The sequence below is a fragment of the Bradyrhizobium sp. S69 genome, from assembly GCF_009766005.1.
Taxonomy (GTDB): Bacteria; Pseudomonadota; Alphaproteobacteria; order Rhizobiales; family Xanthobacteraceae; genus Bradyrhizobium.
Map to the genome: position 1 here is coordinate 436,325 of NZ_LMUK01000042.1, position 15,306 is coordinate 451,630.

The following is a 15,306-nucleotide window of genomic DNA, read 5'->3' on the forward strand; positions in this document are numbered from 1 at the left end:
ATTTGACGATCTGATATCGGTCCGGGTCGACTTCAAAAGGTGCCTTTTATTTTTTGACAGGACGTCGATGATGTCGACGACATCTGCACAATGCTGCCCAAGGTATTTGCAAATAGCGTATCCTTACGAGTAAGAAAGCGCAGCGTGGCCTTGGGATTGCTGTCACAGAATTGCGACAGCGTCGCTGCGGTAGCCGCGACGTTGTCCTGCTTGGGAACCACGGCAATGCCGCCGTCGTTCAAAATATATGCATCCTTGACATTGGCCATTGCTGATGTCGCGATGCAGACCTTGAACAAATTCTCGTAAGCTTGCGGCGGAAGTGCCAGATCGCCGCCCAGACCACCAAGCAAATATTCGCGGCTTTTGCTGCAATTTTCAGCGCGTGCGGGCGCGCTGGCGAGCGCCAGCAGGACGGCGATGGCGAGCAGCCGGCTCATGCGGTGGCCGCGCCGCGCTGTGCCGCCCGATCAAGAGCAACGCCGGCTATCGGGGCGCGTATCGGGTTGCCCGGCCGGGTCAGCCCGTAGGTCTTCGCCGCGCAACGCTCCCACGATAAAGAACGTGCATGCGCCGACGCGCCGGCTGCGAGGATCGCGCGCGTATCGTGATCCGATGCCAATTCGGCGATGGCCTCGGTGACGGCCTCGACGGACGGTGGAACCAGAAGTCCGGTGTCGTCTGCCGTGACCGCGTCCGGTACGCCGCCGACCGCGGTCGCGACGCAGGGAAGGCCGCCAGCCGCGGCTTCCAGATAGACCAATCCGAAACCTTCGACCCGGCCCGACGAGTCGGGCACGCCGGTGAGGCAAAAGAAATCCGCGGCGCCGTAGATGTCGCGAATTTGTTCGTTCGACAGCGCGCCGAGCAGGCGGATGTCGCAATCCGAGGCTTCGATCTGGCGACGGAAGTCTTCCACATAGTCGGCCTCGCCATGCGGGCCGATCACGAGCCATGTGATCTGCCTTCGCAGATCGTCCGGAACGCGCGCCAGCGCGGCGAGCGTAAGTTGGTGTCCTTTGCGTCGTGTGATCCGTGCAACAGTCACCATGACCATTCGGTCGGGCGCGAGCCCATAGACTTCACGCGTGGCGGCGCGGCCACTATTTTGGCGGAACCAGAAGTCCGAAACGCCCAGCGGTATGGCGTTGATACGACCTGGGTCGATGGAAAAGCGTTCGCGGAACAGTCCCTGGGTATAATGGCTGTTGGCGGCGACCTCGGTCCGAGCTCCGAATACGCCGGTGCCGTGGATCGCCAGGCGCTTGAGCAATGTCTGCGTTTCGTTGATTTCGGTGCCGTGGACCGTCATCAGGAGGCGCGCTTGCGTCCGTCGCCGTGACAGCGCGACCGGGATAAAGAACGGCCAATCGGCGGCATGAATGACGTCGAACGCTTCCTTCCGGGCCTTGCTGCGTGCAAGCAGGATTTTGGCCGGAAGATCCCGCATCGAATGTAAACCGCCGCGAAACCGGCTGATCTCGAACGGCAAGGCGTGGTCCTCGGTCGCGGTATCCTGTGCGTAATCTGGAGCGACCACCGTCACGCTGGCGCCGAGTCCGGTGGCCGCGCACGCGATCTCGCGCGCATAGGTGCCAATTCCGCCCTTGGCAGGCGAGAATTCACTGGTGAGCAACAGGATGTTCACGCTGTCACCTCAATGCGCCAATGGCGCCATGGCCAAGCCGCGCGCATCCTGAATTTGCTGATGATACCGGAAGACGCGTGCGAGCTGTGTTCCCGGCGTGAATGGCTTGATTGCGGCGGCAATTGCCACCGGATCCATCCTGTCCGCGTCAATCGCATCGCGGACATCAAGGAACCGTTGCGCGAGAGCTTCAGCCATCTCATCGACCGTGCCGGCTCGCGCCACGAGATAACCACTGATGCCGTCGTGAATGACCGGCTCGAGCTGAGGTAGATGGATCGCGACAACGGGCCGGCCGACCGCCAGGGTCTCAAGGACGAAGCGCGGCATGCCCTCGAACCCCGAAGTAAGAATGCCGGCGTGCGCGCCGGCCAGCGTCGCTGCCATTCCCGCGGCATCCTTGAAGCCGTGGCGAACGGTGATGTCCTCGATAGCAGCGAATTCAGCGAAGCGGTGCGGATCGCTCGTTCCAATGTAGTGGAACATGACACCGCCGCCCAGCTTTCGCCGCAGACGATCGATCGCGCGGAACATCAGCGGCGGGTCCTTGAATTCATCCAGTCTGCCGGCAAACACCACCTGGAACGGCGACGTGCTGCTGGGCAACGGCTGTGGCTTGAAAATGTCGGTGTTGACCCAGGTCCAGAGCGTGTCGATCTTGTCCTTGCGGCGCGGATAGGTCCGTTGCAACCGCTCCGTGATGAACGGATTGACGCAAAGGAACTTTTCGCTCATCGCGACAGCAAAACGTTCGCCCGTATTATGGACAAATGAATATTTTCGCAGCAGTGAGTCCATCTGCAGATTAGGTGATGCTCCCTCGCCGTGCAGCATCTGGATAAACGGTTGTCGCAACACCGCGGGCAACCACGAAAATTCCACGCGACGCAGATCGACCGAACATTTTCGGGAGCGGATCAACTTTGCGATCGGGCCAAAATGGCGCAGCAGCGCCAAAAAGAACTGTCCGGTCAGGGAGGTGCGGATGCTGCGCGCCGCCTCACGCGCCTGTTGGTCGGAGTAGTGCAGAATGGGAAGGAAGTCGAAGCTGCGTCCCCGGAAGGTCAATTTGTGGATTTCTCCGAGGCGCAGATCGCCCGTGGCATCCACCCCGATGAAGAGAAGATCGGTGTCTGTCGGATGGAAGGTGATGAAGTCACGAATGTAGGTCTCCAGCCCGCCAACCTTTTCGCCGCGCGGATCAAACGGGTGAATCAGGCAAATCTGATACCGGGGGCGGGCTAGATTGGCATTCCGCGCCCGCTGCGCCAGTGTCACTGTGGAAGTCATGCTGCTTTCCTCATCCGTGCGTTGAAAATCTGTGGAATCGTGCGCGCCACCAATCCGGGAACCACCGCCGCACAGCGCGCGTAGCGCGGACCGAGCCGCCGCGGCTCACGCAACATTCGCCACGCCCATTCGAGGCCGTATTTTTGCGCTACCGACGGCGCGCGCGCTTGAGTTCCCGCAATGAAATCCAGCGCCGCTCCGATGCAGAGCATTCCGGTTCCATCGAGTTCATCAAGGCAGCGCGCTGCGAAAAGTTCCTGACGCGGAGCGCCGAGGGCGATGAAGCACAATCTTGCGCCGGAAGCGCGGATGTTGCCGATCGCGATGTCCGCGTCCTTGGAATAAGGATCGAAATTGGAGCCGGGCGCATAGTAACCGGCGACCTTCAGCCCCTTGAAGCGTTTGGCCAGGCGTCGTGCCGTCGTGGCAAGCGTATGATCGTCCGAACCGAGCAGGAATATCGGCAGGCGGTTTTTGCCGGCCTCTCGGCAGAGCGGTTCGACGAGATCGGCGCCGGTCGTGCGCTCGATCCGTGTTCCCAGCAGCCGGCTCAGTATCACGATCGGAAAGCCATCGGCGGTGACAAATTTGGCACGATGATACGCCGCCCTGAAATCGGGGCGCTGTTGCAGTTTCACAACATGGTCGAGATTGAGCGTGCAAACACTGAAGTTTTCGCCGCGTTGTGCCGCCGATACGATTGAAGCGACCGCATTCGTGATCGAAGGAACGTTGATAGTGACTCCGTTGACAGTGAGATTTGGTTGTTTCGTGTGCACGTTCAACATTCCGATCTCCAGGTGGCAGGGCGATCGAGGTACGCATGCACAAAATTCCAACAGCGTGCCCATCGTGTCGATGATGAGCGTCGATGTATCGAATTATTTTCCCCGACGAACGTCGAGAGGAGATCGCACCATTGCGACTCAAGAAAGGACGCTTCGCGACATAACGTTGATGCGCGTGTTCGCAAAACGAAAATCTGTATGCATGAATCTATGTCGAGCGATGCGCGCGTATGTCTCGCGTGCCGCGCATTATTTTCCGCTTATGAAAAAAATGTGTCGCGCGCGCCGGTGAACGCTTGCTGCAATTCTATGCGGACCGATAAGGAGAATGCGACGAAAGCGTGATCGTCTCGCGCGCGCTCAAGATTGCGGCTGCTGCGGACGCAACATTGTTCTCAGCAGCGGCGCGTACTGAACGGCAAGTGCGGTGATGTACGCCGCGGCGCCAGCCGCGATGTGTGCAGCCAGAATAATCGACGTTGATGCTTCCGGCATCTGGCTGAGCAGCGCTGTCATTGTGATGGTCGCTAGCCCGATTCGGGCGAGATGCCGGATCGGCAGAGTGAGGTTGAACTGCGAGAAGCCGATGGCGAAACTGACCAACGTTGCCGCCAGCGCGGCCACGACAGTGGCGCCCGCGGCGCCGACAAGGCCCCAATACCGGATGCAGACGGCGCTGAGAGCGACAGTGAAGGTTGCATCAATCGCGGCGACGACAACCATGAGTCGCGTACGACTGTGCAGTAGAAAGACCTGGTCGCCGAAATGAGCGCGCAGGTTCCGTATGGAACCGGCCAGAATAGAGAGCGGAAGAATAGCGAGCGTCACCGGCTGAAATGCCGCCGCGATCAGCAGATGCACGATCTCTGTGCGAAGCATGAAGATACCAACGACGCTTGGCGCGAGGATGGCGATCAGGAGAGCGCTGTTGTCTGAAAGCTGGCGCATCGCGGCTTTGCTACCGGCTTGTTCCATGCTCTTGACCGCGAGAGGGAAGGCCGCGGCCGTCACCAGCATCGCCGCGACCGCGGCGGCGCGCTGGCCTAGGCCATAGCCGACCGCGAACAGGCCCGCGGCGGCGACGCCGAGCATATCGTTGATGATGAAACGCGAGGCATTAAGACCGATCCAGCTGAGTGCGCCTCCGATGACGATCGGAATGCCGTAGAGCAGCGCATGATCGATGATCTCGCGATCGATCGGCCAGAGCCTGCGGCCATAGTCGAGTTTTGGCAGGACAATGACGATCGCGACAAGTTGGGCGGCGGCATAGCCAGCGAGTGGAAATTCGGCCGACTGGCCGAACAGCTTGATCAAGAGCAGGCCGACGAAAAACCCTACTGACGGTCCGACGATCTGCTGGATCGTATAAATCCAGATATGGTGGCTGACGCGGGCGCGCTCGCCGATATACAGATTGAGTGAACGCGTGATGACGTAGGCGATGGTCGCTGTGAGCAGTCCACTTTTTGCATCGGGCGCTATCACCAGCAGCAAGATCGCGATAACGGCGATGGTCTGGACGATCAGCGAAAGCAGAAGAACGCTGTTCTCGGTGCGATAGAAGCGTTGCGCGTCGTCTCCCGCCTGATACCGCCCGAAGAATCGCAGAGCATATTGTGACCACCAGGCGAGAAAGGCGATTTGCAGCAACTCATGCGCGGCGGTGACCAGGGTGATGACGCCTAGCGTGTGTTCGTCGACGACGTGGGTCCACACGATCATCGCGATCAGCTGGAACATCGGACCCACGATCTGCGCGGGCAAATAGAGCACAGTATGGCGCAGGAGCATGCGTCAGGCTCCCAGCCATCGGGCAAAGCGCGGCGGGGAGAACCGCCGGACAGACAGCAAGGCGAGAATGACGATGGCTGAAGTCACCGCGTAGGTAATCGCCGTGTCCACAAGGGGTCCAAACTGGCGCAAAGCCATGTGGTCACGCAAAATCATGACGACAAAGATGTGCCAGAGATAGATAAAATAACTTCCCGAACCCAGCGCGGCGAGAAAAGGCAGCTGAATGTCGAGGGCAAACAACGCCGCGCAGAACATCGCGGCGTAGCCGAAAAAAGCGATTGAGTCGTAGTCCGCGGCATCACCAAGACCGAACAGACGAACCGCGGCATAGATGATGTAGGCCACCAAGGTTCCCATCACCATCGCCAGTCGCATTTCACGCAAGGCGGAAACCATGCCGGATGAGGCGGCTAATACACCCAATCCCGCGAAAGTGAGCCAAAACGGGATGTCGCGCATGCGGATTTCCTCAATCAAGGATTCCGACAAGCCCCGGCGTGACAGCAGCGGATCAAGATAGCTTCCGACGATCAAACCGAACACAATCAAGAGTATCAGAAGGATGCCACATTTTTGTTCTGATTGCGGCGAGCCAGTGCCGGACATGCGGAAGATCAGCCACAGGCAAACCGTGCAGCCGACATAGACGAAGACGTAATAATAGACAAACACGTAAGCGAGCAGGAACCTCGCGATCGTCGTGGTGAGGCGAAGGTCCATCGCCGCATTATGCAATGCCATGTAGATGCAAGCCGCGACAAAGGCGATGGCGTAGGGAATCAGCGCCGCTTTCAGCCGCCTACCCAGCGGAACGCGTCCGGAGAGCCCGGTGAGATATCCCGATGCGAACAGGAAAATCGGCACGCATGGCCGTAGCGCGGCGTCGGTCACCGTTTGCCACGTCGCGCCAAGCGGTTGCTGCAGCGAGTGAATCCCGATCACCATCAAAATGGCGATGCCGCGCATGGTATCGATGCCGCGATCGCGGTCCGGTGCTCCCGGCTGTGCCCTCAGTTGGTTCGGATGGCTCGCAATGTCTCCGCTGTCTCGCAATGGGCGTCCCGAACCTCGATGTCTTGGCGCGCCGGCGATCCGACGCAAATGCGGTCGGGGGTCTCCCGAGAAGTCCCCGTCGCCTCAGTGCGTCTCGATCGTGTCGTCATGAAGTGCCGTCCGTGCCGATGCCGGTCGTCCGGCAAGCCGGGCGATCAGTCCGATCACGGCGTCGTGGTCGGAGGCGGCCGACGAGTTCCAGCGCGGAAGGTTGTCGTCCGCGAGCGCGATATAGCGCGAACGCCAGTCGCTACGGGATAACAGGTCGGTCAGTTTGTCGGCGGCATTCGCCGGTTTGGATGGGTCGATGAAGATGCCGGAGGCCCCGAGCACTTCATGGAAAATGGGGGCATCCGGGGCTACGACGGGAAGTCCGGCATATTGAACTTCGAGCAGCGGCAAGCCCAGGCCCTCGTCGTGGGACGTACAGATGAAGACATCGGCATCATCGAGGATCTGTCTGACCCGCCCATCCGGCTGGTATCCGTGAAGCGTCACCCCGGGGATCGCCTCAAGGGCTTCCCAGTCATTGCCCCAACCGTGCCGCCCCACGATGTCCAGCGTCGCATCGGCGAAGCCTCGTGCGCGCAAGGCGCTGACTATGCTGGCCGCGGCGACAAAATTCTTGCGCGGTTCCACGGTCCCGAGGGCTACCACGCGCAACGGCGACGGCCGGGCGCTACGTTCAGCGCGACCGTTCGGATGAAGATCGAATACATTGCGAACCGGCGGCCGATACAGCGTGATCTCGGCTTCGGGCCGGCAATGCGCTCTCAGCTTGCGCTTGGTGTCGTTGGAATTTGCGAGAAAGCGAGGGTAATGGCGCAGCGCGAGCTTGAAGGGGGCGGCCATGTAGAGCCGGGCCCGCGGGTTCAATTCGGCTCGACGCGACAGCAGGAAATCGTCATGGATATAGGGCAGGACGCGTGACGCGAACGGCCGCAGCAGCGGACTCGGCGGAAAGCCGGGGCACAGGAGGATCGAGGACGTCGCGGCCAGGCGCATCGGCAGCCCAAGGGTTTGCGCCGTTACCATCTGGCGCGTGCCCCGCGCGGTGACAGGTATAATGTCCAGCGGTGCGAGCGCCGCGGGCGAAAACAGTTCAAGCGTGATACGCTCGAGGCCGGTGACGTGGCGTCCGAGATGGGTGTGATCGACATAGATGGCCATGCGACCGCCCTGGTCTCGAGGTAAACCACTGGAACGACACTTCAGAGGTAACGATGCTCTAGAAGTAGCGTTCAGGAATGCGAATGTTATCGCCGGGATAGATCGGAACCGACGCATCGAGCGAGTAGGCCTCTTCAGTGCTGCTGCCCGATCGCCGGAGATATGCTTTGTTCTCATTGGCGCGATAGGTGAAACCGCCGGCGGTTGCGACCGCGTCCATCACGGTCAGGCCGAGGCGATAGGGATACTCGCCGCCCTTCTTGACCTCGCCAAGAATATAAAAGTTGCGATACGAGGCGACCTCAACGTTCACGCGCGGATCGCGCACAATTCCCTTGGACAAGGCTGACGATATCGCTCGCTCGAGCTGTCGCGTCGTCAATCCGCCGGCCCTGATGTGCCCGGCGAGGGGAATAGAGACAAAACCGTTATTGTCGACTTCATATTCGCCGGTGATATCGGTTTCGCCATAGACCTTCAGGCGAACCCTGTCATTCGGCCCAAGCACATACTCCTCGGTAGATGATACCGGCGCGGACTGTTGCGACTGCGTCGAGGCGTGGGATTGCGCTAACGCCGCCGTCGGCAACCCCGCAGACGTCCCGGCGATCGCAAGGAACAACGCTAAGCCGGCGGCGCGGATCAATCCGTGAATCATGACGACATCCCGTACGAAAACGTCTGACTCGTTCTTCATCGGTCAGACGCCAGTCGCGAATGATAGTCGAACAATAACGGCAAAAGAATGTGACGGCCGTTTTCCGAGTTGGACAGAGTCTTACAACACCAGAATCTGCGTGCCTTCGATCGCGATGCAGGTCAGCGTTCCGCTGCGCCAAGCTCCGGTATCGATGTTGATTCGATTGTCGTGAAAGTCCGGATGCGGAACCGGCGTGTGTCCGTGCACAATAAATTTGCCATGGTGCCTCGTGGAACCGAGGAATTCATCACGTATCCAGAGCAGATCGCGCGGATCTTGTGCATCGATCGGGACATCAGGTCGAACGCCGGCGTGGACGAACATAAAGTCTCCACAACAAAAGCTGTTGCGTAGACATTGCAGGAACAGTCGGTGTGTGCGCGGAAATGCGTCGGCGAGCGATCGCCGCAATTCGGCAGCGGAGCCAGTTCGCGAACGCGGAGAAGCACCATAGGATGCAAGCGTCGGCAATGCGCCGACTGGTAGCCATGTCTCGAGTTCGACGGAACCTGCGAGAAACGCTTCCAGCAGCGCCTCATGATTACCGCGCAGGCAAATCGCACGATTTCGTACCAGCCGCACAGCGAGCAAATCGATGACATCCCTGGAATCCGGTCCGCGATCGATATAATCGCCGAGATAAACCTCGATCGCGTATCGAATTGGCCGGCGTCGCTGGTCGTCGTCGATGCGTCCGAGTGTTTCCATCAGGAGGTCGGCACGACCGTGAATGTCGCCGACGCAGTAGACGCGTGTATCCGCCGGCAAGGTGGCCGCTTTCGGCTGCGATTGGATTGCGGAACGTGCGCGCATTGTTGACCGAGTTCGATCATGGAACTCCAGTCTGGTCAAATTGCGATCGGCATCGCGTGGTGACCAGCCAAATAGAGGCGCCGCATTCTTCATCACATTGCGGCACGCGAGCGCAAGAGGTGATATATTTGAAGTGTTCTAGAAGAAAATCAGACGAACAGCGACGAAGATGGCGATCCACGCGATCGCGTTCGCCAGAATGAGGCGGTTCCTGAGCTTGCGGTCGATAAGCTTGGGCTGTTCCGGCCGATGCGCCGCTGCATGTTCAGCGATCATCGATGTCTCCGTCGAGGCAAATCGCGGTTCCTTCGCTGCCTGCTTTTCGATCCTTGGCGATCTGACGATCATGAAAGAACTCGCGACGCCGTTGATTCGAGCATCTGTGCGAAGAAATACGCGGCATGCTCTGGCTTCTAATGAAGAAGATGGTTCAAAATGCCTTCGCGAGCTAACGCATCGAATGATGCATCCGTTCGATTCCGAAATCGATTCCAATTGTAGCGTGTTCGAGCTCAATACTTTTTTGCATGGCAGTGCCGTGAAGAACACAGTGCAATAAATTGGCAACGCAACTCAAGCTGCTCTGCAACAAGACAATTTTGCGCATCGCACAAATTTCACAAATCGCGTCAGCAACGCGTCAGCATCGTTTCCCATTTCGCCGCCGTATTTTGCGCACGAACATAGGAAAGTTTTAGTGCAGTGAGTTCGCTACGCGTTTTCAAGCGGGAGAAACTTCGCGTCCGCGAAGTTTCCACCGTGGCGCGAGGGCTGTTGCCTTCGCGCGTAAATGTGCAGCGTTTCGGTGTGTGGCATCCAACGGTTCCAGCGAAGAGCGAGAGCAATGGCCTCCACGATTACTGCGACTAGCCGTTTTGACCGGAATCGTCTTGATCGGGAACTTCTCGATCATAGCCGTTTCGATCGTGACAACGTAACGCCGCTCTGGAAGGAGCGGCGTTACATATCGGTGCGACCGGTCGAATGCGCTGGCAGTAGTTCCAGCGCTTACCGGGGCCGGCGCTCGCGCCGCGCCGTGGCAACCGAGCCCTCTGCGTCGCTGGGAAAGCGACTTTTCGACGTTGTGACGGCAATGGCGGCGCTGCTGTTTTTGGCGCCGCTGCTGATCGCGTTCGCCATTGCCATCAAGATCACGTCGCCGGGGCCGGTGCTGTTCCACCAATACCGCTACGGGTATCGCAACCGGTTCTTCAAGATCTACAAGTTCCGCACGATGCGCATGGATCTCGGCGATGCTGCCGGGGTCAGGCAGACGATACAGGGCGATCCGAGAGTGACGCGGGTCGGCAGGATACTTCGAAAAACCAGCCTCGATGAAATTCCGCAGCTTATCAATGTCATCAAGGGCGATATGTCGCTGGTCGGACCTCGTCCGCACGTGCCCGGGATGCTCGCCGCGCAGCTGCCTTACGAGGATCTCGTGCCGTATTATTTTCAACGTCATACGGCACGACCGGGAATAACCGGGCTTGCGCAGGTGAGCGGATGCCGGGGCAGCACCGTCGAGTCGTCCCGGGCCATCTCGCGGATCGACTACGATCTCGACTACATCGAGAAATGGTCGTTGTGGATGGATATCAGGATCATCGCGCGCACCGTTCGCAGGGAATTCCTGTCCGGCAGCGGCTTCTAGAGCAGCTATTAGAGATGCAATCCGTCGGGGGACAATATAATGGAGCAGGCGCACGCGCGCATAATCCCTTTTCTGCTGTCGGTTCGCGGCTGTGGCCGCCGTCCCGTGAGGCGTACCCCAAGCAACGGCTTTCACTGCTCGGCCAGAAGCCGCTGCTGCAGCAGGAAAGGTTTGGCTCGGTTTGATCGACGTCCTGTCCGGGGCGGGTCCCCGCGAGGGCGATATCATCCGTGTTCAGGTCTGAACTGACGATCCGGTGGCGCTTTTTGGACCCACGCGAGGGCGCCGCATAACAACCACAAAGTCTTTTAACGCGCCAACCAAGGATGACGACGATGAATGCCAGGCAACGGACCAAGGCGCTGCTGAAGGACACATTTCCATCGATCTGGCTGCAATGGCACTTCATGCATTTTCCGAAATCGGCGGAGCGGGAGCTGGCGTATTTGGACAAGATTGTGCCCAAGGACAGCGTGACCGTCGATGTCGGAGCGCATTGTGGCCTTTACACCCGTCAATTGGCGCGCCTGTCGAGGCAGGTCCATGCGTTCGAGCCGTCATTGCAGATGGCGAATATCCTGCGGCGGACGTCAGCGGCAAATGTCAGCATTCATGAAGTAGCGCTGTCCGATCATGTCGGCGATGCCGAATTGTTCATTCCCCGGGACAGCGATGGTCGTTTCGCTTTCGGACTGGCGTCGCTCGAGCCGCAGCTTGAAGCATCGGCCGGAGACGTCATCTCTGCCCATGTGCCCACCGCGCGGCTGGATGCGGTCGTTCAGCAGGACGTCGCCTTCGTCAAGATCGACGTGGAAGGCCATGAGTTGAACGTCCTGAACGGCGCCGTCGAGCTTCTCGATCGCTGTCAGCCGGTGTTTCTGGTCGAGGCGGAAGAGCGACACCGCGCTGGAGCGACCCGTTCCGTGTTCGAATTTTTTCGCGATAAGGCCTATCGAGGCTACTTCCTGAAAAACGACGAAGTGACTCCGGTCGACCAGTTTCGTCCTGAGGATTTGCAGGACATCAGCACGCTGCTGTCGAACGGTGGCCGCAAGGAGGGAAGATCCTATGTCAACAATTTCTTTTTCTTCCCGCCGCATCTCGACGGAGAGTCGATGTTGAAGAGCTAGTCCACGGCCGTCGGCGGCTTGAAAAGCGCGGTAATCGGGGCGGCGTCAGAGCCGCGGAATTTGTCAGACGGGATCATCGATGCGTATTGCAATGATTGGCGCCGGCTATGTCGGGCTGGTGTCGGGGGCTTGTTTTTCCGATTTTGGGCATCATGTCGTCTGCGTCGATAGCGACGAGCAGAAGATCGTGGCTCTTAATCGTGGGGAAATACCGATTTACGAACCCGGTCTGGCCGAACTCGTTGCAAGGAATGTGAGACAGGAGCGCCTCGCATTTGTGACCGATCTAAAATCGGCGGTGAAGGGCGCCACCGTTATTTTCATTGCCGTAGGCACGCCGTCGCGTCGCGGCGACGGCCATGCTGACCTTTCCTACGTCTATGCGGCCGCGCGTGAAATCGCCGCGGCCCTTTCGGAGTTCGCGGTGATCGTGACCAAATCCACGGTTCCTGTCGGTACCGGCGACGAGGTCGAGCGCATCATTCGCGACGAGAATCCTGATGCCAGGGTCGCGGTGGTCTCAAATCCGGAATTTCTGCGTGAAGGCGCTGCGATCCGGGACTTCAAGCATCCGGACCGGATCGTCATCGGGACGGACGATGCGCACGCCAGGGGCGTGATGGCGGAAGTCTATCGGCCGCTTCATCTCAATACGTCGCCGATCCTTTACACCGATCGCCGCACCGCCGAACTGACAAAATATGCCGCTAATTCGTTCCTGGCGACCAAGATCGCCTTTATCAACGAAATCGCCGATCTGGCCGAGAAGGTCGGCGCCAATGTTCAGGAGGTTGCGCGGGGAATCGGTCTCGATAATCGTATCGGCCAGAAGTTTCTGCATGCGGGACCCGGATTCGGCGGCTCGTGCTTTCCGAAAGACGCCCTGGCGCTGATCAAGACAGGCCAGGACAACGAGGCACCGATGCGGATCGTCGAGACCGTTGTCGCGGTGAACGATCAGCGCAAGCGCGCGATGGCGCGCAAGGTGGCCAATGCATTTGGCGGAAATCTGCGAGGAAAGTCCATCGCCGTGCTCGGCGTCACCTTCAAGCCCGATACCGATGACATCCGCGATGCGCCGTCGATCCCGCTGATAACCGCGCTGCAGGATATGGGAGCCGTGGTGCGGGTGTTCGATCCGGTCGGGATGGAGCAGGCAAGGAAGGTGCTGGAGAACGTCGCCTTCTGCGAGAACGCTTATGATTGCGCCCGGGGGTGCCACGCGATCGTCATCGTGACCGAATGGGAGCAATTCCGGGCGCTGGACCTCAAGGAGATGGCGTCCATCATGGTGTGTCCAGTGATTGTGGATCTCCGCAATATCTATTCGCCCGAGGAGGTGGAGCGCGCGGGATTTCTGTATTGCGGAGTTGGCCGGCCAAAATCGCCGGCATACTAGAGCATGATCCGGAAAAGTGGAAACCGGTTTTCCGAAAAGATCATGCTCAAACAATAGACTAGAGCGGGATGACGATTCGAAGATAAGTCATCCCGCTCTAGCGGTCTCGGTCGTCGTCGAGGAACTGAGGACAAATGCCAGATCAGGCCATATTGGTCACGGGAGCCGCCGGGTTCATCGGATTCCACGTGGCGCAGCGCCTGCTCCAGATGGGTCGGCGCGTTGTCGGGCTCGACAATCTCAACAGCTATTATGACCCAAGCCTGAAGCAGGCCCGGCTCAATATCCTCGGCAATGATCCTCGATTTCATTTCGAAAAGCGGGACCTTGCCGATCGGGCGGCCATCGAGGCGTTGTTCGTGCAACATCGCTTTGCGGTGGTGATTCATCTCGCCGCCCAGGCCGGCGTAAGGTACTCGCTGCAAAACCCGCACGCCTATGTCGACGCCAATCTAGCCGGCTTCGCCAACATTCTGGAGGGGTGCCGGCATCATGGCTGCCAGCACCTGCTGTTTGCATCATCGTCCTCGGTCTATGGCGCCAACACTAAACTGCCGTTCTCGGTGCATGACAACGTCGACCATCCGATCAGCCTTTATGCGGCCAGCAAGAAGGCGAACGAATTGATGGCCCACGCCTATAGCCATCTCTACGGCATTCCCTGTACCGGTTTGCGGTTCTTTACGGTCTACGGTCCGTGGTATCGGCCCGATATGGCGATGTTCATCTTCGCCAGCGCGATCGTCGAGGGCCGCCCGATCAAGCTCTTCAACCAGGGCCGGATGCAGCGCGACTTCACCTATGTCGACGATGTGACGGAAGCCCTGGTGCGCCTCATCGATCATGTGCCGCGCGGCAACCCTGATTGGTCGGGTGACGCTCCTGACCCGGGGTCAAGCGCCGCGCCATGGCGTATCTACAACGTCGGCAACAACAAGCCGGAAGAGTTGATGCGCGTGGTGGCTATCCTTGAACAGAAGCTGGGCTGCAAGGCGAAAAAGGAATTGCTGCCGATGCAACCCGGCGACGTTCCGGCAACCTATGCCGACGTCGATGACCTCGTCCGCGATGTCGGTTTCCGGCCGGCCACGTCGATCGAAGAGGGAATTGGAAAATTTGTCGCGTGGTATCAGGGTTATCGCAACCTGTGATCGTCTTTGCCGCGAAAGATTCGTTTCGAAACTGGAGTGCGTTAGCGCGCTCACTTCCGATGTCGGCTTCCCAACGCGGTCGTGATGCTTTCGGGATTCTTGATGCGCTCGATCAACAGGTCGATGCGGTCGTTGCCCCAGAACAATTCGCCGTTGAACACCATGGTCGGCACGCCGAACACACCGAGTGCCTCGGCTTCGTCGATGATGCGATCATGCTCCGGGCGCGCCGGTCCCTGCACATAGGCCTCGAAATCGCCGGCCGATCCGCCGATCGCGGCAATCACGCCTGAAATATCCGGCAGTTCGTCGATTTCCAGATCGTGGCTCCAGAAGCGTCTGAACACCGTGTCATGGTAGGGCCGGAACAGCCCGTGCCGCTGTGCGAACAGCATGCCGGCGCTGGAATAGAACGCATCGTAGATGCGCCGCGGCCCCTTCATGGTGAGCCCTTGCGCATTGGCATAGCGCCGTGCGTCCATATAGGCGTAACGCACCTTGCGCCAGAAATGCGGCGTACGTTCTTCCACCGAGCCCATGAATTCGGCGATGCGCAGCGTGTAGGGCAGCCATTCGAGTTCGACGCCGTGGTCTTCTTCCAATTCGAAAAGCCGCTTATTGGCGACGAAGGCATACGGGCTCTTGTAGTCGGTATAGACGCGTACGCGCGGCTTTTGCATCGCTGCTCCTTGTCGTTCCGGTCGCGGGCTCTC

General features: G+C 59.3%; 15 protein-coding genes. 4 read left to right on the top strand and 11 right to left on the bottom strand.

The features are described from left to right. Window positions 1-32: 32 nt before the first annotated feature. The 10 genes from GSQ88_RS22140 to GSQ88_RS22185 all read right to left on the bottom strand — a co-directional run bounded on the left by GSQ88_RS22140 (window position 33) and on the right by GSQ88_RS22185 (window position 9,607). Window positions 33-440: a hypothetical protein gene (locus GSQ88_RS22140; RefSeq protein WP_174248080.1), complete on the bottom strand. Its 408-nt coding sequence runs from the start codon at window positions 438-440 to the stop codon at window positions 33-35. Further along, complete coding sequence (locus GSQ88_RS22145; RefSeq protein WP_159009867.1) at window positions 437-1,648, bottom strand: glycosyltransferase family 4 protein; 1,212 nt, start codon at window positions 1,646-1,648, stop codon at window positions 437-439. The genes GSQ88_RS22140 and GSQ88_RS22145 overlap by 4 nt, the downstream gene beginning before the upstream one ends. A gap of 9 nt (window positions 1,649-1,657) precedes the next feature. Further along, the gene (locus GSQ88_RS22150; protein WP_159009868.1) at window positions 1,658-2,938 is read right to left on the bottom strand and encodes a glycosyltransferase; all 1,281 of its coding nucleotides are present in this window, start codon (window positions 2,936-2,938) and stop codon (window positions 1,658-1,660) included. Beyond that, the gene (locus tag GSQ88_RS22155) at window positions 2,935-3,789 is read right to left on the bottom strand and encodes a WecB/TagA/CpsF family glycosyltransferase (protein ID WP_246784915.1); all 855 of its coding nucleotides are present in this window, start codon (window positions 3,787-3,789) and stop codon (window positions 2,935-2,937) included. Before GSQ88_RS22155 ends, GSQ88_RS22150 begins: the two co-directional genes overlap by 4 nt. A 297-nt stretch (window positions 3,790-4,086) precedes the next feature. Beyond that, entirely contained in the window at window positions 4,087-5,520 is a 1,434-nt protein-coding gene (locus GSQ88_RS22160; RefSeq protein WP_159009869.1) for a lipopolysaccharide biosynthesis protein, read from the bottom strand. Between the two features lie 3 nt (window positions 5,521-5,523). After that, window positions 5,524-6,576, bottom strand: a complete 1,053-nt coding sequence (locus GSQ88_RS22165) for an acyltransferase family protein (protein ID WP_502706758.1) — start codon at window positions 6,574-6,576, stop codon at window positions 5,524-5,526. Window positions 6,577-6,660: 84 nt separating this feature from the next. Next, window positions 6,661-7,746: a glycosyltransferase gene (locus GSQ88_RS22170; protein ID WP_159009871.1), complete on the bottom strand. Its 1,086-nt coding sequence runs from the start codon at window positions 7,744-7,746 to the stop codon at window positions 6,661-6,663. A gap of 58 nt (window positions 7,747-7,804) precedes the next feature. Beyond that, window positions 7,805-8,404 carry a polysaccharide biosynthesis/export family protein gene (locus tag GSQ88_RS22175; protein ID WP_159009872.1) on the bottom strand — a complete coding sequence of 200 codons (600 nt, stop codon included), beginning with the start codon at window positions 8,402-8,404 and terminating at the stop codon, window positions 7,805-7,807. Window positions 8,405-8,524: 120 nt separating this feature from the next. Next, window positions 8,525-9,259, bottom strand: a complete 735-nt coding sequence (locus GSQ88_RS22180) for a metallophosphoesterase family protein (protein WP_159009957.1) — start codon at window positions 9,257-9,259, stop codon at window positions 8,525-8,527. A 138-nt stretch (window positions 9,260-9,397) separates the two neighbouring features. Then, window positions 9,398-9,607: a hypothetical protein gene (locus tag GSQ88_RS22185; protein ID WP_159009873.1), complete on the bottom strand. Its 210-nt coding sequence runs from the start codon at window positions 9,605-9,607 to the stop codon at window positions 9,398-9,400. Between the two features lie 496 nt (window positions 9,608-10,103). On the opposite strand from GSQ88_RS22185, the gene GSQ88_RS22190 reads away from it, so the two are divergent. The 4 genes from GSQ88_RS22190 (at window position 10,104) to GSQ88_RS22210 (ending at window position 14,593) form a co-directional block, all read left to right on the top strand. Continuing rightward, window positions 10,104-10,913: a sugar transferase gene (locus tag GSQ88_RS22190; RefSeq protein WP_159009874.1), complete on the top strand. Its 810-nt coding sequence runs from the start codon at window positions 10,104-10,106 to the stop codon at window positions 10,911-10,913. A gap of 335 nt (window positions 10,914-11,248) precedes the next feature. Next, window positions 11,249-12,043, top strand: coding sequence for an FkbM family methyltransferase (locus tag GSQ88_RS22200; protein ID WP_159009876.1), 795 nt, complete (start codon window positions 11,249-11,251; stop codon window positions 12,041-12,043). 79 nt (window positions 12,044-12,122) lie between these two features. Further along, entirely contained in the window at window positions 12,123-13,442 is a 1,320-nt protein-coding gene (locus GSQ88_RS22205) for a UDP-glucose dehydrogenase family protein (protein ID WP_159009877.1), read from the top strand. Window positions 13,443-13,576: 134 nt separating this feature from the next. Continuing rightward, entirely contained in the window at window positions 13,577-14,593 is a 1,017-nt protein-coding gene (locus tag GSQ88_RS22210; RefSeq protein WP_159009878.1) for an NAD-dependent epimerase, read from the top strand. A 50-nt stretch (window positions 14,594-14,643) separates the two neighbouring features. Here the strand turns inward: GSQ88_RS22210 and GSQ88_RS22215 are convergent, their stop codons facing one another. Further along, window positions 14,644-15,273: a 2-hydroxychromene-2-carboxylate isomerase gene (locus tag GSQ88_RS22215; protein WP_159009879.1), complete on the bottom strand. Its 630-nt coding sequence runs from the start codon at window positions 15,271-15,273 to the stop codon at window positions 14,644-14,646. Between the last annotated feature and the right edge of the window lie 33 nt (window positions 15,274-15,306).

Excerpts from the sequence above, each read along its gene's own strand:
- GSQ88_RS22140 (WP_174248080.1), bottom strand. The coding sequence starts at position 440 with ATGAGCCGGCTGCTCGCCATCGCCGTCCTGCTGGCGCTCGCCAGCGCG.
- GSQ88_RS22150 (WP_159009868.1), bottom strand. The coding sequence starts at position 2,938 with ATGACTTCCACAGTGACACTGGCGCAGCGGGCGCGGAATGCCAATCTA.
- GSQ88_RS22155 (WP_246784915.1), bottom strand. The coding sequence starts at position 3,789 with ATGGGCACGCTGTTGGAATTTTGTGCATGCGTACCTCGATCGCCCTGC.
- GSQ88_RS22160 (WP_159009869.1), bottom strand. The coding sequence starts at position 5,520 with ATGCTCCTGCGCCATACTGTGCTCTATTTGCCCGCGCAGATCGTGGGT.
- GSQ88_RS22170 (WP_159009871.1), bottom strand. The coding sequence starts at position 7,746 with ATGGCCATCTATGTCGATCACACCCATCTCGGACGCCACGTCACCGGC.
- GSQ88_RS22175 (WP_159009872.1), bottom strand. The coding sequence starts at position 8,404 with ATGATTCACGGATTGATCCGCGCCGCCGGCTTAGCGTTGTTCCTTGCG.
- GSQ88_RS22180 (WP_159009957.1), bottom strand. The coding sequence starts at position 9,259 with ATGCGCGCACGTTCCGCAATCCAATCGCAGCCGAAAGCGGCCACCTTG.
- GSQ88_RS22185 (WP_159009873.1), bottom strand. The coding sequence starts at position 9,607 with ATGATCGTCAGATCGCCAAGGATCGAAAAGCAGGCAGCGAAGGAACCG.
- GSQ88_RS22190 (WP_159009874.1), top strand. The coding sequence starts at position 10,104 with ATGGCCTCCACGATTACTGCGACTAGCCGTTTTGACCGGAATCGTCTT.
- GSQ88_RS22200 (WP_159009876.1), top strand. The coding sequence starts at position 11,249 with ATGAATGCCAGGCAACGGACCAAGGCGCTGCTGAAGGACACATTTCCA.
- GSQ88_RS22205 (WP_159009877.1), top strand. The coding sequence starts at position 12,123 with ATGCGTATTGCAATGATTGGCGCCGGCTATGTCGGGCTGGTGTCGGGG.
- GSQ88_RS22210 (WP_159009878.1), top strand. The coding sequence starts at position 13,577 with ATGCCAGATCAGGCCATATTGGTCACGGGAGCCGCCGGGTTCATCGGA.
- GSQ88_RS22215 (WP_159009879.1), bottom strand. The coding sequence starts at position 15,273 with ATGCAAAAGCCGCGCGTACGCGTCTATACCGACTACAAGAGCCCGTAT.